The sequence below is a fragment of the Erythrobacter sp. GH1-10 genome (assembly GCF_045363165.1).
GTDB lineage: Bacteria > Pseudomonadota > Alphaproteobacteria > Sphingomonadales > Sphingomonadaceae > Erythrobacter.
Window position 1 is genome coordinate 2,402,590 of sequence record NZ_JBJFLP010000001.1, and the last position, 21,440, is coordinate 2,424,029.

Here is a 21,440-nt window from a genome sequence, read left to right on the forward strand (position 1 = left end):
TGGGCTCAGAGGCCCTGAATCATCATCTCGACCCCGCAGCCGCCTGCGACAGTTACCACGGTCTCGACCGCCTCGCGGTCATCGACCCGGCGAAGGCGCGCCATCGCTTCGCCGGTCGAGAGCGGGACACGGCTTTCCCCGTCCTGCGGCTTGATCCGCTCGAGTTTCCTGAGCTGGTTGATGCTGAGACGGTCGGCGAGGCGCGGTGCCATGCAGCCGGCCATTTCGGGCGGGACACGGTTGTCGAGCAAGGCCTGTTCGACCCGCGCGGCGGTCACCTGCTCGAGCATGCCGTCGTCGCGCAGGACGAACCATGCGCCGCCGCCTATCACAAGAAGGGCGAGGAGGATCACAGCCGCGCGCATCGAACCGTCAGTCGAGCGCCTTGTTGATTTCCTCGACCATCTTCTTCGCGTCGGACAGCAGCATCATCGTCTGGTCCATGTAGAACACGTCGTTGTCGACCCCGGCATAGCCCACGCCGCCCATCGAACGCTTGATGAAGAACACCTGCTTGGCCTTGTCGACGTCGAACACCGGCATGCCGTAGATCGGCGAGGACTTGTCGGTCTTGGCCGCCGGGTTCACCACGTCGTTGGCGCCGATAATGAAGGCGACGTCGGCCTGCGCAAACTCGGAGTTGATGTCCTCGAGCTCGAACACCTCGTCATAGGGCACGTTGGCTTCGGCGAGCAGCACGTTCATGTGCCCCGGCATGCGGCCCGCGACCGGGTGGATCGCGTATTTCACGTCCACGCCCTTTTCCTTCAGCAGGTCGGCCATCTCGCGCAGCACGTGCTGCGCCTGGGCCACCGCCATGCCGTAGCCGGGGATGATGATGACCTTCTCGGCCTGTTCGAGCATGAACGCCGCATCGTCGGCGCTGCCCTGCTTGTAGGGGCGCTGCTCGCGCGCCTCGCCGTCTCCGGCAGAGCCGCCATCCGCACCGAAGCCGCCCGCGATCACGCTGATGAAGCTGCGATTCATCGCGCGGCACATGATGTAGCTCAGGATCGCGCCGGACGAGCCGACCAGCGCGCCGGTGATGATCATCGCTGTGTTGCCGAGCGTGAAGCCCATCGCCGCCGCGGCCCAGCCCGAATAGCTGTTGAGCATGGAAACCACGACCGGCATGTCCGCGCCGCCGATCGGGATGATCAGCAGGAAGCCGATCAGGAAGGCGAGCACGGTCAGCGCGACGATATAGGGCAGGTTCGCTTCGGACCCCGGCGTGTAAGCGAACAGCGCCGTCAACACGAGAATGGCGACCAACGTACCCAGATTGATGACATGGCGCGCCGGCAGCAGGATGGGCGCACCGCTCATCTTGCCTGAGAGCTTGGCAAAGGCGATGACCGAGCCTGAGAACGTGATTGCGCCGATGGCGATGCCGAGGCCCATCTCGATCTTGCTGACGGGCGAAATAGCCATCGGCACCAAGCCTGACGGGGGATCAACATATACAGTATGGATGATATCCTGACCGCCCACTAGCAGCCCGAACGCGCCGGGGTTGAGATAGGCCGCCCAGCCGACCAGCACCGCGGCCATCCCGACCAGCGAGTGGAAGCCCGCGACCAGTTCGGGCATCTGCGTCATCGCGATCTTGCGCGCGATGATGAACCCGATCGAGCCGCCGACGAAGATCGCGATCGCGATCTCGACGATGTTGGCGATGTCGTGCGTGACGAGCGTGGTCGCCACCGCAATGATCATGCCGATCATCCCGTTGCGGTTGCCCGCCCGGCTTGTGGCGGGGCTGGAAAGCCCGCGCAGCGCGAGGATGAAGAACACGCCCGCGACGAGATAGGCGAGCGGCACCCAGGTCGGCGTCGCGGCGTCGGCGCCGGCGGCGAGAATGGAGAAGCTCATCACTTCTTCTCCTTCTTCTTGTACATCGCGAGCATGCGCTCGGTGACGGCAAAGCCGCCGAAGATGTTGACGCTAGCCAGCACCACGCCCGCAAGGCCCAGCCACTTGGCAATCGCGCTCCCCGCCTCAGCCGAAGCGATCAGCGCGCCGACGATAATCACCGAGGAAATCGCATTGGTCACCGCCATCAACGGCGTGTGCAACGCCGGAGTGACCGACCACACGACGTAATAGCCGACGAAGCACGCCAGCACGAAGATCGAGAGAATGCTGATGAAATCCATCTCTTAGGCTCCCTTCAGCCGCTCGTTGACGATCTCGCCGCCCTTGGTCAGGCGGATCGCGTCGCCGATTTCCTCATCGAGTTCGGGTTTGCCCGCTTCCTTGTCCCAGAAGGCGCTGAGAAAGTTGAAGTGGTTGCGCGCGAACAGCGCGGAGGCGTCCGCGGCTAGGTGTGCCGGTGTGTTGGCGTAGCCGATGATTTTCACGCCGTGCTTCTCGACCACGTCGTCGGCCTTGGAGCCTTCGACATTGCCGCCCTGCGCGACCGCGAGGTCGAAGATCACGCTGCCCGGCTTCATCGTCGCGATTTGCGCGTCGGTGATCAGCACCGGAGCCGCGCGTCCGGGGATCAGCGCGGTGGTGATGACGATATCCTGCTTGGCGATGTGTTCGGAAACGAGCTTGGCCTGCGCGGCCTTGTACTCGTCGCTCATCTCGGTGGCGTAGCCGCCCGAGCCCTCGCCTTCGATTCCTTCGACCTCCTCGACGAAAATCGCTTTCGCGCCAAGGCTTTCGATCTGTTCCTTGGTAGCCGATCTCACGTCGGTCGCGGAAACCTGCGCGCCCAGACGCCGCGCGGTCGCAATCGCCTGGAGGCCCGCAACGCCGACACCCATGACGAAGCACTTGGCCGCGTTCACCGTGCCCGCGGCGGTCATCATCATCGGGAAAGCGCGGCCATAGGTGTCCGCGGCGTGGACGACCGCCTTGTACCCGGCGAGGTTGGACTGGCTCGAAAGCACGTCCATCGACTGCGCGCGGGTGATGCGCGGCATGAATTCCATGCTCAGCGCCTCGAAACCGGCCTGTGCATACGCATCGACCAGTTCTTTCGACTGAAACGGATTGAACAGCGCCGCGACCCATGCGCCGGGCTTTGCGCCCTCGAGCAAGGCCACTTCGGGCGCCTGAATGCCGAGGACGATGTCCGCATCCTTCACGCAGGATGCCGCATCGCCGACCGTTGCGCCTGCCTCCTCGAAGGCAGTGTCGGAAATCGCAGCACTGGCGCCTGCGCCGGTCTCGACGGCAAACTCGTTATCCAGGCCGATGAACTTCTTCACCGTCTCGGGCGTTGCGGCCACCCGCGTTTCGCCCGGCGCGCGCTCTTTCAGTACAGCGATTTTCACGTGATATTGCCTGCCCTTATTCCGCGATCAGCATGATGACGAACAGCGTGATGATCGCAATGACCGGCACCGCCCATTTCAGCGCGCCCATGAAGCCGCTGTAGGTTGCGCGAGCCTTGTCCATATCGTGCGTAGCCATGACTTTGGTCTTTCCCTTGGATCCCAAACGTTGAAGCCGGCAGAAAGTTGCCGGAAAGTTGCTGCTGAAGCCCGTATCGCGGAGAGCAGCCGCACTCAAGCCCGCTCTATTGAGAGGGGTGGAAACGAAAACGCGACGAAATCCCGCGCATCGGGGATCAGCCTTAATCGGGTCTTTACCCGATTTGCCTACGGTCGAGCGACGTTTCACCCCGGGACGAGTGCCGGGGCAGCAGAGGATGCGCGGACCGGCCTATGGCGGATCTTGATTCGCACCTGGAATCGCAGCTTGGCCCGCGGGACGAATCGCGTCTCGTGATGCTGATCGACGATGAACCGGCGCAGAGCCGGTTGATCTCGGCCATCGCCGCGCGCGACGGCTGGCGCACGATCGTTGCCAGCGATGCCGAAACCGCGATCGCAATGCTCGGCACGCGCGAGGGCATGCAGCTTTCCGCGATCCTGCTCGACCAGTGGGTTCCGGGTGACGATGCCTGCTCGCTGATCGCCGAACTCAAACAGCGCCGCCCCGCCCTGCCGATCCTGATGCTCACCACCAGCGCCTCGCCGCTGCTCGCCGTCGAGGCGATGCGCGCGGGCGCGAGCGACTACCTCGTGAAACCGGTTTCTCCCGACCGGTTGATGGAAGCGCTGCGCACGGTCACCACCCGCGAGGCTCCACGCGACGAACTTGCGCCGTTGACCGAGAAGATGTCGGCCAGCCTCGATTTCGATGCGATGATCGGCACCGCGCCCAAATTCCGCACTGCTCTGGCGAAGGCGGCCAAGGCGGCGCGTGGGCACGGCCATGCGGTGATCGAGGGCGAAAGCGGCACCGGCAAGGAAATGCTGCTGCGCGCGATGCACGCCGCCTCCCCCCGCGCGAAGGAATCGCTGCGCTTCATCAACGTCGCCAGCGTTCCGCCCAATTCGATCGAGTCGGTTCTGTTCGGACACGAGCCCAATGCCTTTCCCGGCGCATTCGACCGGCAGATCGGCGCGCTGCAACACTGCGACGGCGGAACGCTGGTGCTCGACGAGGTCGAGCGCCTGACGCCGCATCTCCAGACCCGTCTTGCCGACGTGTTCGAGACCGGCATCGTCCGCCCGATCGGCGCCAAGCACGGGTTCCGCGTGGATGTGCGTTTGCTGGTCTCGACCAATATGGAGCTCGACACTCTGGTTAAGGGTGGCCAGTTCGAAGAGGCCCTTGCCAAGAAGCTGGGTGCAACCCGCATCGCCCTGCCGCCGCTCCGCGAGCGCACGGGCGACATCCCGGCGCTCACCCGTCATTTCCTCGGCCGGATCGGAGAGCAGCCCGGTCTCAAGCACCTGTCAGTTTCCGACAGCGCGCTGGCCCTGCTCGCCGCCTACGATTGGCCGGGCAACGTTCGCCAGCTGCAATCGGTGCTGTTCCGCGCGGCAGTCTATTGCGAAGGCAACACGCTGACCGCCGAAAGCTTCCCGCAGCTGTCCGAACTGCTCGGCGATGTGGAGAGCGATCCGCACTCGAACGCGCATGAGGGCGTGGGCGTGATGCTTTACACCGAAGACGGCAACCTGCGCCCGCTCGAAGAGATCGAGGCCGACGTGATCCGCCTCGCCATCGGCCATTATCGCGGACGCATGACGGAGGTTGCGCGGCGGCTCGGGATCGGTCGCTCCACCCTCTACCGCAAACTCTCCGATCTCGGGATCGACAACGCGGCGTAATCGGGTCAGGGTCTCCCAATTGCAAGGATTGGGGGATCGATCATGGCCAGGCTGGCAGGGAAGCTGTGTGTCGTAACCGGCGGCGCGCGCGGTATCGGGCGCGGCGTGTGCGAAGCATTCGTCCGCGAGGGCGCGAGTGTCCTGCTTACCGACATCGACGAGGACGAAGGCGAAAAGTCGGCGCGCGAGATCGGCTGCGAGTTTGCCGTGCTCGACGTTCGCAGGGAAGACGCATGGTCGGACCTCGCTGTGTCGCACCCGCAGATCGATGTGCTGGTCAACAATGCCGGGATTACCGGTTTCGAAGACAGCCCCGGCCCGCACGATCCCGAACACGCCTCGCTGGAGGATTGGCACCGGGTCCACGCGGTCAACACCGACGGGACCTTTCTCGGCTGCCGCTACGCCTTGAGAGCCATGAAAGCGAAAGGCGCGGGTTCGATCATCAACATGTCTTCGCGCTCGGGCGTCGTCGGCATTCCCGGTGCCGCCGCCTATGCCGCCAGCAAGGCTGCGATCCGCAATCACTCGAAATCGGTCGCGCTCTACGCCGCGCAGAACGGCTGGGCGATCCGCTGCAATTCGGTGCACCCGGCCGCAATCCTCACGCCGATGTGGGAAACGCTGCTCGGCGACGGCCCCGATCTCGAGGAACGCAAGGCGGCCATGGTCAAAGACACGCCGCTGAAACGGTTCGGTACGGTCGAGGAAGTCGCCGAGGCCTGCGTCTATCTCGCGAGCGACGAAAGCGCCTACATGACCGGAAGCGAACTCACGCTCGACGGCGGCCTGCTGGCCGGAAGCGCTGCGGCGCCGGGCGACTGACGCCGCTTACCAGCGCACCGTCCGCGTCACCCGTTCTTCGCCCTCGGCGCCGCGCAGGCTGAGAGTAAGGCTCTTCGCCCCCCAATCGATCTCGACCAGTCCGAAATTTTCCTCGGAGATGAAATCGGTAAGCCGCCTGGGATCGGGCTCGCGCGCGGTGTTCCGCTCGGTCGACGAGAACGAGTAGTTGAGCGAGGAACTGGTCAGCTCCCACAGCTGTTCGCCGCCCGCAGCCTCGGGACTGTCGCTGTAAATCCCGCCTGCATGGCGATCGCCCGAAAGCATCACCAGCCCGCTGTCCTCGCGCCCCGCCAGCAATGCGTAAAGCTTCGCACGTTCGAGCGGCAGGTTTTCCCAGCTTTCGTAATCGTGCGCATCGGTGATCACCTGGATCGAGGAGACGAGGATACGCAGGTCTGCCGGCTTCGCGAGCTCCTGCTCGAGCCACTGCCACTGCGCCTCGCCAAGCATGGTCTTGGAGGGATCGCTGCTCGGTACATACGGTCCGAGCGGCGGACGTTCGTCCTGATATGGCATCCGGTCGAGGTCCGAACGGAAGAAGCGGGTATCGAGCATGATCACCTGCGTGACCTTGCCGTCCGCGCCGAACATCCGGCTGTCGTATACGCCGGGGCGCGACCTCACCTCGTCGGTCGACCCCCAGAAGGTCTCGAAGATCGTCTCCGACCAGCTGCGGAACACGAAGCTCGCTCCGCCATCGTTGAAGCCGTAATCGTGATCGTCCCACATCGCCATCATCGGCACGCTGGCGCGGAAATCGGCCAGCTCGGGCGTCTTTGCCATCACGCCATAGGCTTCGCGCAAGGACGTGAGCGCGGCATCGCCGCTCCAGCCGTTGTCGCCGTAATTGTTATCGCCGATCATCAGGAAAAGATCGGGGTTCGTCGCTGCGATCTGCGCCCACATATGCTGGCTGCGGCTCTGGTGGTTGCAGCTGCCGAATGCGAGGCGGGTGATGGTTGTCTCGAGCGCGATCGCGGCGTTGGCGGGCGCGACCGGAAGCTCGACGCGCTTTTCGAGCTTGGCGTAATAGGCCGCCAGCAGGTCCTCCGCATACATCGGCACGTGGCCGTCGCCCATCATCGCGTGATGCTTGTGCGGTCCCTTCATCCCGCCGTGATTGTCGGCAAGAAGTGGGCCGGTCGCGAGACCGATAGCGGCGGTGGCAAGAGCGAGGCTGGTAAAGCGGCGCATTGGCATGTTCCCTGTTGTTGGTTCGCGCAGTCCCATGCGCGTCAAGCGTGACTCTATGGCGACGGCAGCGCGTCAGTCCATCGGCAGTTGGGAGAAATCGGTCAAGGCCGCATCGCGCATCCCGCGCCAAACGTTGCGCGCCTGCACCGTTGCCTTGACGTCGTGGACGCGCAGCATGTGCACGCCTGCATCCATCCCCTTCACCGCCAGCGCGATCGAGCCGCCGAGCCGCTCGTGAGCGGGTTCCTCGTTGGAGAGCGCGCCGATCATCCGCTTGCGGCTGACGCCGAGTAGCAGCGGTGATCCGAGCGCATGGAACAGCGGCAGCGCATTGAGCAGCGCGAGATTGTCCGCAAGCGTCTTGCCGAAGCCGATACCGGGATCGAGCATGATCCGGTCCTCGGCGATGCCGCCCGAAATCGCCTTTTCGCGGGCGTGCTTGAGGAAGTCGAACACATCGCTCACCACGTCGGTATAAATGCCGCCCTCATGCAGGTCGTCGCCTGTTCCCGGCGCATGCATCAGCACCGCCGGGCACCGGCTGTTGGCGACCAGTTCGAGGCTGCGCGGATCGTAACGCAGCGCCGACACATCGTTCGCCATGTGCGCGCCCGCGGCAAGCGCCGCTTCGAGCACACCCGCACGGCGGGTGTCGACGCTGATCGCTGCGCCCATCGCCGCGCAATATTCGACCGCGGGGAGCACGCGATCCTTCTCGTCGCCTTCCCATGTCGCCGCTGCGCCGGGCCGTGTGCTCTCGCCGCCGATGTCGATCACAGCCGCCCCCGCTTCGAGCATGGCGGCGGCGTGCGCGCGACCGGTATCGGGCTTTTCGAGGAACTCGCCGCCGTCGCTGAAGCTGTCCGGCGTGACGTTCAGCACCCCCATCACCTGCGGCTGGTCGAAACGGATCGTGCGCTCGCCCAGCTGCAGCGGCGCGTGGGTCTTCTGGAGGTTGGCCCATTGCCGCTGCGCCTCGGCGGCGAGCGCGCTGTCGAGACTGGTCGCTGCCGCCTCGAACCCGCGCGCGCCGAACAGCAGCCGCTGCGTTGCGGTCCCCTCGTCGCGCACCACCAAGGCAAAACGGCTGGCATAGACCATCGAACCGGCGAGCCGGATCGCCGCACCATCCTCGGCCTGCGGGCCGGAGGCGAAAGCGATGGGGTGGAGATAGACGGACGCGGTCATTTCGGGGCCCCTGTGACAGGAGATGGACACGGCATGGCGCGCGGTCGGAGAGCCAGGTTTCCGGGGGATCGTGGAGCGGTAATCGAGCCGGCGTAAGTCATGCGATCCGCCTTAGCGTCGGCGGGACGTGGAGGATAGCCAACCGTGCGGAAATCCACGGATCGGTGCGAATGGCCGGGTCCCGTCGCTACGCAGACGCAATGCGAGAAATGCGGTCTACCGGCAGCATTGCATCGGTCAGGGCGCGCGCCCGCTTCAGCGTTTCCGCATCAGCGATGGTCGGATGCCCGCATCCGAAAGGCGGCGCCGGATTGTACTCGATAATCAGTTCGATCAGGCGCGCCGTATCGGCCCCGGCAATCATGCCGGCCACCGTCAATCCGATATCGACCCCGGCCGTCACCCCGCCACCGGTACAGCGGTTGCGATCGATAACCACACGCTCGTGGACCGGTATGGCACCGAACACCTCGAGCGTGTCGATCACGGCCCAGTGGCTCGCCGCTTTGTAGCCATCCAGCAGCCCGGCCTTTCCGAGCAGAAGCGAGCCGGTGCAGACCGCCACAATCCAAGTCGCCCTTGAACCTCTCTGCGCGAGGAAATCCATTGTGCGATCATCGTCGAGAATGTCGATCGAAGGTGTGCCTGCGCCAGGCACCAAGAGCACGTCCGGCTCGGCCGAGGCAGTCTCGTAGGTGGCGCCTGCCATGATCGCAGCGCCGCAATCGCTTGCGCAGGCTCCCTTGCGTTCCGCCACGATCTCCGTGTTCGAATTGGGGATCTGCGACAAGGGCTGCAGGGCCCCGATGAGATCCAGCGTCGTAAAGCCTGGATAGACGAGCGATTGGATCAGCACGATACGAGCCCTCCCCTTGAGATTTCGTACCGTTTCGTATTTAAATCGCGCGTCGTCAATAATTAAATGCGAAACGGTACGAAAATGGTTCAAACGCCCCGCAAGCGCGGTCGCCCTCCTTCGGTCGACAAAGAGGCTGCCATGGAAGCGGCAATCGGACTCTTCCGCGCAAAGGGATTTGCGGCTGTCTCGCTTGATGACCTGTCGGAAGCCACCGGACTAAGCCGTCCCAGCCTGTACCGCGCCTTTGGCGACAAGCTCTCGATGTATCTCGGCGCCATGGACTCGTTCGCCTCGCAAGTGTCCAAAGGGGCAATGCACGCCTTGAAGGAAGACGCCGATCTGGAACTGGCGTTGACAAATTTCTACAGGAGTGTGCTCTCGATCTATTTTCGAGATGATCCGGTTGCCCCAGGGTGCCTCGTTTACGGAACGGCGCCGGGCAGTGCGGACCTGCCCCCTGTCAAATTGCGCCTATCCTCGTCAATCCAGCACCTCGACGATGCAATGCGTCAACGCATCGGCCAATCGTTCCCGAACGCACCGAGCGACCGGATCGAGGCGGCCGAGCACCTCGCGTCGAATACCCTGATTGCATTCTCGGCCCGCGCGAAAGCTGGCGCGTCGATGGACGAATTGGCGGACATGGGAGGGCGAACCGCCCGGGCGATTTGCCAACTGCTGGAGCGGGATGCGGAATTCAACCCCGGTCACTCCGGGAAAAGTGCCCTTTGAATACGGGTGCCCACCCTACGAAATACGGCGCGACGATCGCTCGAACGACCGGAGCTTTGTCCGGGAGCGGGAGCGGGGGCCACCGCACGAGGGCTGTTGATGCGTCCCGGCTTATCCAATTCTGACGCGAAAAGGGCCGCACCTTCCGGCACGGCCCTTGAACGAATGTCATCGGAAGCTTTCGATCAGCCGCCGAAGTGGAAGCGCACGCCTGCCGAAACGATCGACTGCGAAGATTCCACGCCCAGAGTTGCCGGGAGGAGTGTCAATGGAACGTCCGCTTCTTCCGTGGTGTCGCGCCATGTGTACTGGCCGAACACTTCGGCACTGTCGCTCAGTTCGAAGCTAGCGCCTGCCATCAGTTGGTAGGCGAATGTGCCGTCATTGTCGTCCCCGACCGCAACTCCGGAGGGCGAATAGTCGACATCCACCCACTGGTATCCGATGCCGGCGCCGACATAGGGTTTGAATGCGCTCCCGGTCTCGATGTCGTAATAGACGTTACCGAAAACGCCGAAATTGCTGACCTTCCCCTGGCCGTCGGCGATCACGTCTCCCACGGTGGGGTTGGCCGCATCTGCCGGACCGCGCGTCAGGACTGCAACGTCCGCACCGTCGATATTGGTTCCGCCGACGGTCAGGCCAGAGTGGCTATCGACGTCGTATTCGGAATAGGCCAGTTCGGCTTCCAGTCTGAAGCCGTTTTCGAAGGCATAACCGGCCTGGCCGCCGATAGCGAAACCGGTGTCGAACTGGGTGTTCCAGCCGAGCTCGGTGCCTGCGGGGATGGCACCAAAATCGGGGGTGGCGGGGACATCGGCGTCGAATTCGCCCGCATTGGTGCTGTCTTCGGGCAGTGCGACGCCGCCGCTCACCCCGACATAGGGGCCATCTGCGAGCGCTGCAGACGGGATGGCGGCGAGTGCTATTGCAGCAGCGGGGATGAGACTGCGGTTGATCTTATTGGTCATTTATTCCTCTTTTTCTCATGTGCAGACGTCCTAGGGAGACGCCCGTCTGCGAGAAAAACCGGGAATTATGGCAAGATATCCATCACTTGCGATGGATTGCATCGAGTTTGAGATAGATTGTTGCGCAGGTGTGTCAGGAACGATGAACCGATAAAGGGTCAGCCGTCCTCACTCGCCAGCAGGTGCAGCTGCCGCGCGTGATCGACCGGCTTCACGTCTTTGCCATTGGGACCGTCGATCTCGTAGTGCCAAAAGGTCCATCCGTTGCAGCTCGGCGCGCCTTGCAGGTCCTTGCCGAGCCCGTGGATCGATCCGGTTTGGCCCTCGTAGTCAAGCGAGCCGTCGGCCCGGACGATCGCTACCCAGCGGCGCTTCTTGTCGAACACCTTGCTGCCGGGAGCAATCAGTCCGGTTTCGACGAGCGTCCCGAAGGCGACCCGGGGCGCGGACTTTCTGCTCTGCATTGTTGCAAGAGCGCTTTCGTCCAGCGCAAGTTCCCGGGAAATGCGTTTTTCCGCTACGGAACGGTAGAATTCTTCGCGTTCGCAGCCGATCCAATTGCGGCCCAACCGCTTGGCGACCGCGCCGGTGGTGCCGGTGCCGAAGAACGGATCGAGCACGACGTCGCCCTTCTCGGTCGTCGCGAGCAGCACGCGGTACAGCAGCGCTTCGGGCTTTTGCGTGGGGTGCGCTTTCTTGCCGTTTTCCTTCAGCCGTTCGCCGCCCGAGCAGATCGGCAGCACCCAGTCGCTGCGCATCTGGAGCTCGTCATTGAGCGTCTTCATCGCGCGGTAGTTGAACTGGTAGCGCGCTTTTTCGCCCATGCTCGCCCAGATCAGCGTCTCGTGCGCGTTAGTAAAACGGGTGCCCTTGAAATTGGGCATCGGGTTGGTCTTGCGCCACACGATGTCATTGAGGATCCAGAATCCGAGGTCCTGCAGTATCGCGCCGACGCGGAAGATGTTGTGGTAGCTGCCGATCACCCACAGCGCGCCATCGGGCTTGAGCACGCGGCGCGCTTCGGTGAGCCAGGCGCGGGTGAAATCGTCGTAGACGCGGAAGCTTTCGAACTGGTCCCAGTGATCGGTGACCGCGTCGACCTCGCTGCCGTCGGGACGATTGAGATCGCCGCCGAGCTGGAGGTTGTAGGGAGGATCGGCGAACACGCAGTCGATCGAATTGTCGGGCAGCGAACGCATCGCCTCGATGCAGTCACCGTCGAGAATCCGGCCCAGCGGAAGCTCTGCGGCGGGTGCCTTCTTGGGCGCCGCAACAGCCGCCTCTGCCCGCATCTTGGCGGTTTCCATCACACCCATCACTCTTCCCCGAATTGAATCACGCCGGTTTGCGGCGCAAAGTTATCCACAGGGTGAGTCCAAGCGGACTCCGCGTCAAGCGGGAATTGTGAAGCGGTATGGTTAACGGGCCGTAAACCGCACCACACTTCGCGTGGAACGAAAGGAGACCGGCACAAGATGTTGAGTCCCCCGCGAATCGCGGGACTCGATATGGAGGGGTGTTGCCGCGAGGACTCAGCTGAATACGAGAACGACATTCCCGACAAAGGCGGCGACCAGCACCGCGCCGACAACACGCCCGATGCGCTTCGCCTGCCACAGCAGCGCGAGCAGGATCACCGCGCTTCCGGTCAGGAGCGCCATCTGCAGGCCCACGAGATCCGCGGGCAAGGCCGACGGGGCGATGCTCATCGTCGCACCGCCGATCAGCAGGATGTTGTAGATGTTCGAACCGACGACATTGCCGAGAGCGAGACCCGATTTGCCGCGAACCGCCGCCGCGATCGAGGCGGCGAGTTCGGGCAGCGAAGTGCCGACCGCGACCACGGTCAGGCCGATCACCGTCTCGGGCACGTTGAAGATCGTCGCGAGATCGATCGCGCCCACCACCAACGCGTTGCCTCCTGCGACGAGGATACCGAGCCCGACAAAGAACAGCATCGCCGAGACAACGCCGCTGGAAGGGCCGGTTTCGTCCTCGTCTTCCTCGACCTGCATCTGGCCCGGGTTGCGATAACGCCACACGATGTAGACGAGGATCCCGCCGAGCAGCACCAACCCGATCCAGCGCGCGCCGAGCTGCGACACTGCGAGCGCCCACAGCAGCAGCGTCACGCCGAGCGCGACCACCGCGTCACGCCGCCCCGCCCCCGAAAGCGAGATCGGCATCACCAGCGCCGCGACGCCGAGGATCAGCAAGGTGTTGGCGAGGTTCGATCCGACGATATTGCCCCACGCAATCTCCGGCGATCCGGCGAGTGCCGCCTGCACGCTTGCCACCATCTCGGGCATCGAGGTTGCAAAGCCGACGATCACGAGGCCGGTGATCAGGGTCGAAATACCGAGCTTTTGCGCAATCCCGACAGACCCGCGGACAAGCAGTTCGCCGCCGATGGCAAGCCCGACAAGCCCGGCTACGCTCAGGAGAATCGCGTTCAGCATGGCGCGCGCTTAGGCGAGACCGCCGTCAGAGCAAAGTCGCTTGCGCGACCGGGGCAAAGGAATGGCGGTGCAGGGGAGAAGGTCCATGCACGCGCAACGCCTCCATGTGCTCGGCGGTTCCGTAGCCCTTGTTCCGCTCCCAGCCGTAATGCGGGTGGCGTTCGGCGGCGGCGATCATCAGGCGGTCGCGCCATTCCTTGGCGACGATCGAGGCCGCGCCGATCGCCGGTTCGATCCCGTCCCCGCCCACGATCGCCCGAGCGGGCCAGCGCCAGTCGGAACAGCGCCCCTCGGGCGTCATGTTGCCATCGACCAGCACCTTGCACTCCGCATCGAGTTGCTGGACCAGATCGGCGACGCAGCGGGTCATCGCCTCCATCGTCGCGCGGAAGATGTTGAGCCGGTCGATCTCTTCCGGCTCGACCACCGCCACGGCCCATGCACAGCGGCTGCGGATCTCTTCGTCGAGCGCGGCGCGGCGTTTGGCGGTCAGCTTCTTGGAATCGTCGATCCCCTTGGGTAAGCCCTTTCCCAGCACCACGGCGGCGGCCACGACCGGCCCCGCCAGCGGCCCGCGCCCCGCCTCGTCAACGCCGATTACAAATGGCGGGGCACCGAATTCGAGATCGTGAGTTGGAAGAACCATGAAGCAAAAAACCAATCTATCGTTCGCACTTTCCCTGTCCGCCCTCGCGCTCGCAAGCTGCGCCCAGGCCGAAACCGGGGATAGTCAGGACACTGCCGCCGATACGCCGGTCAGTTTCACCACCACCGCCATGGGCGAATTCGAAGAGCCATGGGCAATCGAGTTCATTCCCGGCACCGCCCTGCTCGCGGTGACGGAGAAGGAAGGCACGCTCAAGCTGATGGACATAAAGACCGAAGCGATCTGGACCGTCGCAGGCGTGCCGGAAGTCGATTACGGCGGACAGGGCGGCTTCGGCGACATCGCTTTCCTCGAAAGCGAGGCGGACGCAGACCTGAGCGGGCGCACCGTCTATCTGAGCTGGGCCGAGGCGGGCGAAGGCGACACCCGCGGCGCGGCGGTCGGCAAGGCGACTCTGATGTGCCCCGAGATCGACGCTTGCGCTCTCGAAGGGCTCGAAGTGATCTGGCGTCAGACGCCAAAGGTCACCGGCAAGGGTCATTATTCGCACCGCATCACCTTTTCGCCCGACGAGCAGCACATGTTCGTCACCAGCGGCGACCGTCAGAAGCAGACGCCCGCACAGGATCGCAGCAACACGATGGGTACCATCGTGCGGCTCAATCTCGACGGCACCCCTGCAGCAGGCAATCCGTTTGCCGACGAAGGCGGGGCTGCCGCTGAAATCTGGACCTACGGCAATCGCAACATGCTCGGCATCGACTGGGATACCGAAGGGAGGCTGTGGGAGGTCGAGCACGGCCCGGCGGGCGGAGACGAGCTGAACCTTGTACAGAAGGGCGCGAATTACGGCTGGCCGACCCGCTCCTATGGCGACAATTACAATGGCGATGAAATCCCCGATCACACCGAGGATGACGGCTTCACCAAACCCGCGATCCACTGGACCCCGGTGATCGCGCCGGGCGACATGATCATCTATTCGGGCGACATGTTCGCTCCGTGGAAGGGCGATGCGCTGATAGCCGGTCTCAAGACCCAGGCGATCATCCGCGTTTCGCTCGACGGCGAGACCGCCACCGAAGCCGCGCGCTACGATTTCGACAACCGCCTGCGCTCGATCGAACAGGGCCCCGACGGCAGCATCTATGTCGCCGAGGATGGTCCCGGCGGGCGCGTGCTCAGGCTCACCGCCGAATAAAATGTTGGGAAAGGCGCGCCTAAACCCCTAAGCGCGCCGCCCAATGGCAGGCGATTCCGCGACCCTTATCCCGCTTTCGGCGGTCGAACCCGGCATGATCGAGGCAGTGCTCGACCGTGCCTTCGGGCCAGATCGGCATGCGCGTACCGCCTATCGTATCCGCGCCGGGATGGAGTGGCTGGAAACGCTCAGCTTTGCTGCGCTCGACGAGGACGAATTGCTGGTCGGCACGATCCAGTGCTGGCCGATCGCGCTGATCGGCGAGGATGCGCGGCCCGTCCCACTTGTCATGGTCGGACCGGTCGCGGTCGTGCCCGAACGGCAGGGCGAAGGCTTCGGCATCGGCCTTATGGCGGCGATGCTCGATGCCGAGGCCCGCATGACGGCGAGCGGTTCGCCGACCTTTCCGCAAGTGCTGATCGGCGATGCGGACTATTATGGCCGCTGGGGCTTTTCGGCGGCCGCAACCGGCGGATGGCGCTGCCCCGGCCCATACGAGCAGAATCGCCTGCTTGCGCGGGGAGCAGCGCTTTCGGCGATGCCCCACGAAGGGATGCTCGGCCCGTGGGATCCCAAGGGCGGAATTGCGGGACGCGACTAGTTTGCGATGTCTTCACGGGAACGCCGGTCTCTGGCATCGCGTTATCCCGATATGCCCTACGAACCTCCCCCCTATCTCGCCGAACTCACCCTCGCCGAAATCGCCGAGCAGGTTGCGCAGCGCAAGCTGCCGCCGGTCGAAGGCTGGGCGCCGCAGCAGATCGGCGACAGCGAAATGCGCATCGCTGCCGACGGCACGTGGTATCATCAGGGCGGCGTGATCCGGCGCCCCGGCATGGTCCGTGCGTTCTCGGGCCTGCTCACCCGCGATGATGCGGGCCAGCACTGGCTCGTCACGCCGTTCGAGAAACTGTCGATCGAAGTCGACGACGCGGCGTTCGTCGCGGTCGACTGCGTGCTCAAGGATGGCGAGATCGCCTTCCGCCTCAACACCGACGAACTGGTCGTCGCCGGGCCCGACAACGCGATCCGCGCGGCGGGCGATCCCGATACACCGGCGATCTATCTCCACGTGCGGCGCGGCTGCGAGGCGCGGCTCAACCGCTCGACCTACGAACAGCTGGTCCAGATCGCGATGGAGACGAGCGGCGACGATATCGAACAGGGCCTGATGGTAACCAGCCAGGGCGCGATCTTCTCTTTATTGCCATAAGCCCCTATCGCCCCGACATATGAGCAGAGTGTTCGATCAGCTGAAGGCCGCGTTCGAGGAAGGCCATGCGCGCGACATTACCGACCTGCTCACCGATGCCGAATTCGCCGATGGCCGCGCAACACCGGCGGCGGTGTTGATTGCTGTTACGGAAGTCCATGACGATCCGCAGGTGATCCTTACCCAGCGTCCGCGCGACATGCGCGACCATCCGGGGCAGGTCGCCTTCCCGGGCGGCAAGATCGACGCGGGCGAGGACGCGGTGACCGCCGCTCTGCGCGAGGCCGAGGAGGAGCTTTCCCTGCCTCGCGAAGAAGTGCGCGTCATCGGCACCAGCGATCTCTACCAGACCGGCACCGGCTTTGCCGTCACCCCCGTACTCGGGGTCGTCCCTCCCGGGCTGGACCTCACCCCCAACCCCAGCGAAGTCGAGGCCTGGTTCGAAGCGCCGCTTGCGCTGCTGCTCGATCGGAGTAACTGGACCACTAACGAAGTGTTCTGGCGAGGGGCTAACCGGCGCTATCTGGAAATGGATTACAACGGCTTTCGCATCTGGGGCGTGACCGCAGCGATCATCGCCAACCTGTCGCGGCGGATTTCGCTGGAGCGGTCGGCGTGAACACCCCCACCTTTCCCGGCTCGCTGGCCCGCGCCGACTGGCCGAAGCGCGAAGGGCTTGCGGCGCTCACCGCCGCCCTCGGCATCGAAAACGTGCGCTTTGTCGGCGGCGCGGTGCGCGACACGCTGCTGGGCGCGGAGGTGCATGACGTCGATTGCGCGACGCCGCTGCTTCCCGACACGGTCATGGATCGCTGCAAGCAGGCGGGCATCAGGGTCGTCCCCACCGGGATCGACCATGGCACCGTCACGGCCGTGTTCGACGACGGACCGGTCGAGATCACGACACTGCGCCATGACGTCTCGACCGACGGGCGCCGCGCCACCGTGGCGTTCGCAAGCGAGTGGCGCGAAGACGCCGCGCGACGCGATTTCACCATCAACGCGCTCTATGCCCATCCCGAGACGCTCGAAATCTCGGACTACTTCGGCGGGCTCGATGACCTTGCGGCGCGGCGGGTGCGGTTCATCGGCGACCCGCACGAACGCATCGCCGAGGATCACCTGCGGATCCTGCGCTATTACCGGTTCCAGGCGCGTTTCGGCGCGGAGCTGGATCACGAAGCCGAAGAAGCCTGCGCCGAACTTGCCGACACGCTAAAGGGATTGAGCCGCGAGCGCGTATCGGACGAATTGCTGCGCCTGCTCGCGCTTCCCGATCCCGGACAAACCGTGGAGCGAATGTACAACCGCGCGGTGTTGCGGGTGATCCTGCCAGAGACAGGGCTGCGCCATGTCGAGCTGCTGCGCGACCTGATCGAGCGCGAAAGCGCGCAAGGCTTCGCCGCCGATCCGCTGCGGCGACTTGCCGCCCTGCTGCCGCCCTCGCCCGATGTGGCCGAGATCGTCTCTGCACGTCTGCGACTGTCGAAAGCGCAAAGGGCGCTTCTTGTGGCCACGGCGGAACGGCTGGGCCGCGACACCGACGATATTCACGCGCTCGCCTATACCGAGGGAAATGCAGTCGCGATCAACCGGTTGCTACTCCTCGGATCGGACGCACAGCCTCTGCGCGACTGGGAAGCCCCGGTGTTCCCGCTTAAAGGGGGAGCGATCGTCGAACGCGGCGTCGAGGCGGGTCCCCAAGTCGCGCGAATCCTGAAAGCGGTCGAGCGTCGCTGGGTCGCCGAAGACTTCCCGGATGCCACCAGAGTGGCTGAAATCCTCGAAGAAGAGATAAGTTCGGGTTAACGTTTACGTTAAGGCGAGCTTCAGTTGCGGTGCGCCATACGGAGGTCACGGGCCGGGTGCTTGCCACGTGGCTTTTGGGTCCCTAGGGAACCAACCGCGCGTGTCGCTCATTACCTGAGTGCGCGCATTCCATCGCTCATGGCGTCCATATCGCTGGTCCAGCTTGCCGGTTCCGGTCGCCAATCATGCGTGCGCTGCCCTCCCGTTTGTGGCGGCGACCCGACGAGACTGAACAACGGAGAGTACACATCATGAAATTCGCAAAGCTGGCATTGTTCGCCACTGCAATCGCCGCCACCCCGTTCGTTGCGAACGCACAGGACGCCGGCACAACCATCTACAGCCAGGTCGATGACAGCGTCGTCGGCACCGTCGAAAGCAATGACGGCACCACCGTTGTGGTCGACACAGGCGATTACAAGGCACCGCTGCCCGGCAACTATCTCGCAGAGCGACCGATCGGCGACACCGGGAAGACCGGCTGGACCATCAACGCCACGAAGCCACAGATCGACGCGATGATGGCCGATCAGATCGCTAAGCAGGAAGCCGCAGCCGCTGAAGCGAAAGCCAAGGCCGAAGCCGAAGCCGCAGAACGTCTCGCCGCGGCTCTGGTCGTTGGCGCGCCGGTGATCACTGCCGACGAGCAGTCGCTCGGCATGGTCGATGAAATCACCGAAGCGAATGTCATCGTGAAGACCGAAGACGAGCAATTGGTGACTCTGCCGCAGAACCTGATGTGGGCGGATGAGGATGGCCAGCTGATGGCACGCGCAAACCTCGACGACATCATGGCTGCGCTGGAAGCAGTCGGCGGCTAAGCCACAAGTCCCAAACCGAATACGAAAGACCGCCGGGAGCGATCCCGGCGGTTTTTCTTTGCGCACCGGAAATCAGGTGAAGGTGTTGTCCTTGGGAAAGCCCTGCGGCGGGAGCCTTCCTGCGGCCCCGCGCGCGACCTTCCATTGCCAGATCTCGGTCTCGGTCCGGGTGCGTTCCCCCGATCCGCCCATTTGCCAGCTGAGACCGTCCTCGAGCTTGAACGTCGTCGCATCCGAAAGCCCGCCGTCGCGGTAGCGTTGCAGCATCACGCCCTGACCGCGCGCCATGATAGGCATTTCTTCCAGGTTGAAGACGATCAGCTTGCGGTTTTCTCCGACGCAGGCGACGTGGTCGTGCTCGGGCGCGATCTCGTGGATGACGCGCAGTTCGGCGTCTCCTTTGAGATTGACCACCTGCCTGCCTTTGCGGGTTTCCGCGAGCAGTTCGTCGGTCTCGGCAACGAAGCCCTTGCCGATGCTTGAGGCGAGCAAGAGCTTGCCGCCCTTCTTGTGCACCAGCATGCCGACTATGCCGGTATCGGCCTCGAGATCGATCATGGAGCGCACGGGCTCGCCGAAGCCGCGCGCGCCGGGAAGTTTGTCGCACCCGAGCGTGTAGAACCGCCCGTTGCCCGCAGCGATCAGCAGCTTGTCCGTGGTCTGCGCGTGCATGATGAAGGCCAGCTCGTCGCCTTCCTTGTACTTGAATTCCTGATCGAGCGGCACGTGGCCGCTGGCGGCGCGAATCCAGCCCTTTTGCGACAGGATCACCGTGACCGGTGCCTTTTCGATCATCGCATCCATCGAGAATTCGACTGCGGGTTCGGCTTCCTCGATCCGCGTGCGGCGCGCACCGAGCTTGGTATCCTCGGCGTAGTCCTTGCGCAGCGTCCGAAGGTCTTTCTTCAGGCGAGTGCGCTGGCGTGCGGGGCTGTCGAGCAGCTTGTTGAGATCGTCCTGCTCGGCGAGCAGCTCGTCCTTCTCCTGCCGCAGCTCCATTTCCTCGAGCTTGCGGAGGCTCCGCAGCCGCATGTTGAGGATCGCCTCGGCCTGCCGGTCGGTGAGCTTGAACTCCTCCATCATCACCGGCTTCGGCTCGTCCTCGGTCCGGATGATCTGGATCACCCGGTCGAGGTTGAGGAAGGCGATGATGTAGCCTTCGACCAGTTCGAGACGTCTGGCGATCTGGTCGAGCCGGTGGCGGGTCCGGCGCTGGAGAATCTCGATCTGCGCAGCAGTCCAGTGCTGGAGCAGTTCCTTCAGCCCCATCACCATCGGCGTGCGGGTCGCATCGAGCACGTTCAGGTTCAGACCGAAGCGGGTCTCCATGTCGGTGAGCTTGAAGATCGACTCTTTCAGCAGCTCCGGATCGACGTTGCGGCTCTTGGGGACGAGCACGATGCGGATCGTCTCGTCGCTTTCGTCGCGGACATCGTCGAGGATCGGCAGCTTCTTGTCGGCGATCGCCTGCGCGATCTGCTCGATCAGCTTACCTTTCTGCACCTGGTAGGGAATTTCGGAAATGACGAGCTGCCACTGGCCGCCGCCGAGCCGCTCGATACCCGCCTCCTTGTCTTCGTCCTTCTCCGCTTCGGGGGCCTCGAACACGCCGCGCACGCGGAAACTGCCGCGCCCGGTGGCGTAGGCTTCGGAGATCGCTTCCGCGGTGTCGATGATCTGCCCGCCGGTCGGGAAGTCAGGACCCTGAAACAGCTCCATCAGCCGCTCATGCTCGACATGCGGGTTATCGATGAGTTCGAGCGTCGCGTCGATGATCTCGGCGACGTTGTGCGAGGGGATGTTGGTCGCCATACCGACCGCGATCCCGCTTGCCCCGTTTGCCAGCAGGTTCGGGAACAGACCCGGCATCAGCTCGGGTTCCTGCTCTTCGCCATTGTAGGTCGGGATGAAATCGACCGTGCCCGCGTCGAGCCCGTCCATCAGCTGCATCGCGGTCTTGGTCAGCCGGGCCTCGGTGTAGCGGTAGGCGGCGGCGTTATCGCCGTCGATATTGCCGAAGTTGCCCTGCCCTTCGACCAGCGGGTATCGCAGCGCGAAATCCTGCGCGAGGCGGACCATGGCATCATAGGCGGCGGTGTCGCCATGCGGGTGGTATTTGCCGATCACCTCGCCGACGACGCGCGCGCTTTTCTTGAAGGTGCTCGACGGGTCGAGCTTCAGCTGCCGCATCGTCCACAACAGACGGCGGTGAACCGGCTTCAACCCGTCGCGCAGGTCGGGCAGCGAGCGCGCGGTGATCGTGGAAAGGGCGTAGACGAGGTAACGCTCGGACAGCGCGGCATCGAACGGGGCATCGACAATCGCGTCGAACGGATCAGAATCGTCGGTTGTATCGGCTTCGGACATGCTCTCCGCTTAGCAACGCCCCGCGCTACACGGGAGGG

The 21,440-nt window shown here is 64.1% G+C and carries 22 protein-coding genes; 9 read left to right on the forward strand and 13 right to left on the reverse strand.

Features of this window, described 5'->3' with window-relative positions:
• Positions 1 to 5: 5 nt before the first annotated feature.
• Genes ACI5KX_RS11925 through ACI5KX_RS11945 form a run of 5 tightly spaced genes read right to left on the reverse strand, consistent with a single transcriptional unit; the run spans position 6 to position 3,423 of the window.
• Positions 6 to 365, reverse strand: a complete 360-nt coding sequence (locus ACI5KX_RS11925) for a hypothetical protein (RefSeq protein ID WP_406810879.1) — start codon at positions 363 to 365, stop codon at positions 6 to 8.
• A 7-nt stretch (positions 366 to 372) separates the two neighbouring features.
• Positions 373 to 1,872: an NAD(P)(+) transhydrogenase (Re/Si-specific) subunit beta gene (locus ACI5KX_RS11930; protein WP_406810880.1), complete on the reverse strand. Its 1,500-nt coding sequence runs from the start codon at positions 1,870 to 1,872 to the stop codon at positions 373 to 375.
• On the reverse strand, positions 1,872 to 2,156 hold the full coding sequence (locus ACI5KX_RS11935) for an NAD(P) transhydrogenase subunit alpha (protein ID WP_406810881.1): 285 nt from the start codon (positions 2,154 to 2,156) through the stop codon (positions 1,872 to 1,874). The genes ACI5KX_RS11930 and ACI5KX_RS11935 overlap by 1 nt, the downstream gene beginning before the upstream one ends.
• 3 nt (positions 2,157 to 2,159) lie before the next feature.
• Positions 2,160 to 3,284: an NAD(P) transhydrogenase subunit alpha gene (locus ACI5KX_RS11940; RefSeq protein WP_406810882.1), complete on the reverse strand. Its 1,125-nt coding sequence runs from the start codon at positions 3,282 to 3,284 to the stop codon at positions 2,160 to 2,162.
• A gap of 16 nt (positions 3,285 to 3,300) precedes the next feature.
• Complete coding sequence (locus ACI5KX_RS11945) at positions 3,301 to 3,423, reverse strand: hypothetical protein (protein WP_406810883.1); 123 nt, start codon at positions 3,421 to 3,423, stop codon at positions 3,301 to 3,303.
• Between the two features lie 317 nt (positions 3,424 to 3,740).
• Between ACI5KX_RS11945 and ACI5KX_RS11950 the strand changes: the two genes are divergently transcribed.
• On the forward strand, positions 3,741 to 5,135 hold the full coding sequence (locus tag ACI5KX_RS11950; RefSeq protein ID WP_406810884.1) for a sigma-54-dependent transcriptional regulator: 1,395 nt from the start codon (positions 3,741 to 3,743) through the stop codon (positions 5,133 to 5,135).
• Between the two features lie 42 nt (positions 5,136 to 5,177).
• Positions 5,178 to 5,960, forward strand: a complete 783-nt coding sequence (locus tag ACI5KX_RS11955) for an SDR family NAD(P)-dependent oxidoreductase (protein WP_406810885.1) — start codon at positions 5,178 to 5,180, stop codon at positions 5,958 to 5,960.
• A 6-nt stretch (positions 5,961 to 5,966) separates the two neighbouring features.
• On the opposite strand, the gene ACI5KX_RS11960 is transcribed toward ACI5KX_RS11955, so the two are convergent.
• The 3 genes from ACI5KX_RS11960 to ACI5KX_RS11970 form a co-directional block, all read right to left on the reverse strand.
• A complete protein-coding gene (locus ACI5KX_RS11960) occupies positions 5,967 to 7,175 on the reverse strand; it encodes an alkaline phosphatase D family protein (protein ID WP_406810886.1) in 1,209 nt (402 codons plus the stop codon).
• 72 nt (positions 7,176 to 7,247) lie between these two features.
• The gene (gene folP, locus ACI5KX_RS11965) at positions 7,248 to 8,363 is read right to left on the reverse strand and encodes a dihydropteroate synthase (protein WP_406810887.1); all 1,116 of its coding nucleotides are present in this window, start codon (positions 8,361 to 8,363) and stop codon (positions 7,248 to 7,250) included.
• A 187-nt stretch (positions 8,364 to 8,550) separates the two neighbouring features.
• Positions 8,551 to 9,312, reverse strand: a complete 762-nt coding sequence (locus ACI5KX_RS11970) for a DJ-1/PfpI family protein (protein WP_406810888.1) — start codon at positions 9,310 to 9,312, stop codon at positions 8,551 to 8,553.
• A 48-nt stretch (positions 9,313 to 9,360) separates the two neighbouring features.
• On the opposite strand from ACI5KX_RS11970, the gene ACI5KX_RS11975 reads away from it, so the two are divergent.
• Positions 9,361 to 9,954, forward strand: coding sequence for a TetR/AcrR family transcriptional regulator (locus ACI5KX_RS11975; protein ID WP_406810889.1), 594 nt, complete (start codon positions 9,361 to 9,363; stop codon positions 9,952 to 9,954).
• Between the two features lie 185 nt (positions 9,955 to 10,139).
• Here the strand turns inward: ACI5KX_RS11975 and ACI5KX_RS11980 are convergent, their stop codons facing one another.
• The 4 genes from ACI5KX_RS11980 to ACI5KX_RS11995 form a co-directional block, all read right to left on the reverse strand.
• Positions 10,140 to 10,925 carry an outer membrane protein gene (locus tag ACI5KX_RS11980; RefSeq protein WP_406810890.1) on the reverse strand — a complete coding sequence of 262 codons (786 nt, stop codon included), beginning with the start codon at positions 10,923 to 10,925 and terminating at the stop codon, positions 10,140 to 10,142.
• Between the two features lie 158 nt (positions 10,926 to 11,083).
• Entirely contained in the window at positions 11,084 to 12,217 is a 1,134-nt protein-coding gene (locus tag ACI5KX_RS11985) for a site-specific DNA-methyltransferase (protein WP_406811368.1), read from the reverse strand.
• 240 nt (positions 12,218 to 12,457) lie between these two features.
• The gene (locus ACI5KX_RS11990) at positions 12,458 to 13,384 is read right to left on the reverse strand and encodes a calcium/sodium antiporter (protein WP_406810891.1); all 927 of its coding nucleotides are present in this window, start codon (positions 13,382 to 13,384) and stop codon (positions 12,458 to 12,460) included.
• A gap of 25 nt (positions 13,385 to 13,409) precedes the next feature.
• Complete coding sequence (locus ACI5KX_RS11995) at positions 13,410 to 14,030, reverse strand: ribonuclease HII (RefSeq protein WP_406810892.1); 621 nt, start codon at positions 14,028 to 14,030, stop codon at positions 13,410 to 13,412.
• Here ACI5KX_RS11995 and ACI5KX_RS12000 point away from each other — a divergent pair.
• The 6 genes from ACI5KX_RS12000 to ACI5KX_RS12025 all read left to right on the forward strand — a co-directional run bounded on the left by ACI5KX_RS12000 (position 14,029) and on the right by ACI5KX_RS12025 (position 19,035).
• Entirely contained in the window at positions 14,029 to 15,192 is a 1,164-nt protein-coding gene (locus ACI5KX_RS12000; protein ID WP_406810893.1) for a PQQ-dependent sugar dehydrogenase, read from the forward strand. The genes ACI5KX_RS11995 and ACI5KX_RS12000 overlap by 2 nt on opposite strands.
• Positions 15,193 to 15,235: 43 nt before the next feature.
• The gene (locus ACI5KX_RS12005; RefSeq protein ID WP_406810894.1) at positions 15,236 to 15,793 is read left to right on the forward strand and encodes a GNAT family N-acetyltransferase; all 558 of its coding nucleotides are present in this window, start codon (positions 15,236 to 15,238) and stop codon (positions 15,791 to 15,793) included.
• A 51-nt stretch (positions 15,794 to 15,844) separates the two neighbouring features.
• Positions 15,845 to 16,405: a DUF1285 domain-containing protein gene (locus ACI5KX_RS12010; protein WP_406810895.1), complete on the forward strand. Its 561-nt coding sequence runs from the start codon at positions 15,845 to 15,847 to the stop codon at positions 16,403 to 16,405.
• Between the two features lie 19 nt (positions 16,406 to 16,424).
• The gene (locus tag ACI5KX_RS12015; RefSeq protein ID WP_406810896.1) at positions 16,425 to 17,024 is read left to right on the forward strand and encodes a CoA pyrophosphatase; all 600 of its coding nucleotides are present in this window, start codon (positions 16,425 to 16,427) and stop codon (positions 17,022 to 17,024) included.
• Entirely contained in the window at positions 17,021 to 18,214 is a 1,194-nt protein-coding gene (locus tag ACI5KX_RS12020) for a CCA tRNA nucleotidyltransferase (RefSeq protein ID WP_406810897.1), read from the forward strand. The genes ACI5KX_RS12015 and ACI5KX_RS12020 overlap by 4 nt, the downstream gene beginning before the upstream one ends.
• A gap of 251 nt (positions 18,215 to 18,465) precedes the next feature.
• On the forward strand, positions 18,466 to 19,035 hold the full coding sequence (locus ACI5KX_RS12025) for a hypothetical protein (protein WP_406810898.1): 570 nt from the start codon (positions 18,466 to 18,468) through the stop codon (positions 19,033 to 19,035).
• A gap of 72 nt (positions 19,036 to 19,107) precedes the next feature.
• Here ACI5KX_RS12025 and parC read toward each other — a convergent pair whose 3' ends face one another.
• The gene (gene parC / locus ACI5KX_RS12030; protein WP_406810899.1) at positions 19,108 to 21,402 is read right to left on the reverse strand and encodes a DNA topoisomerase IV subunit A; all 2,295 of its coding nucleotides are present in this window, start codon (positions 21,400 to 21,402) and stop codon (positions 19,108 to 19,110) included.
• Between the last annotated feature and the right edge of the window lie 38 nt (positions 21,403 to 21,440).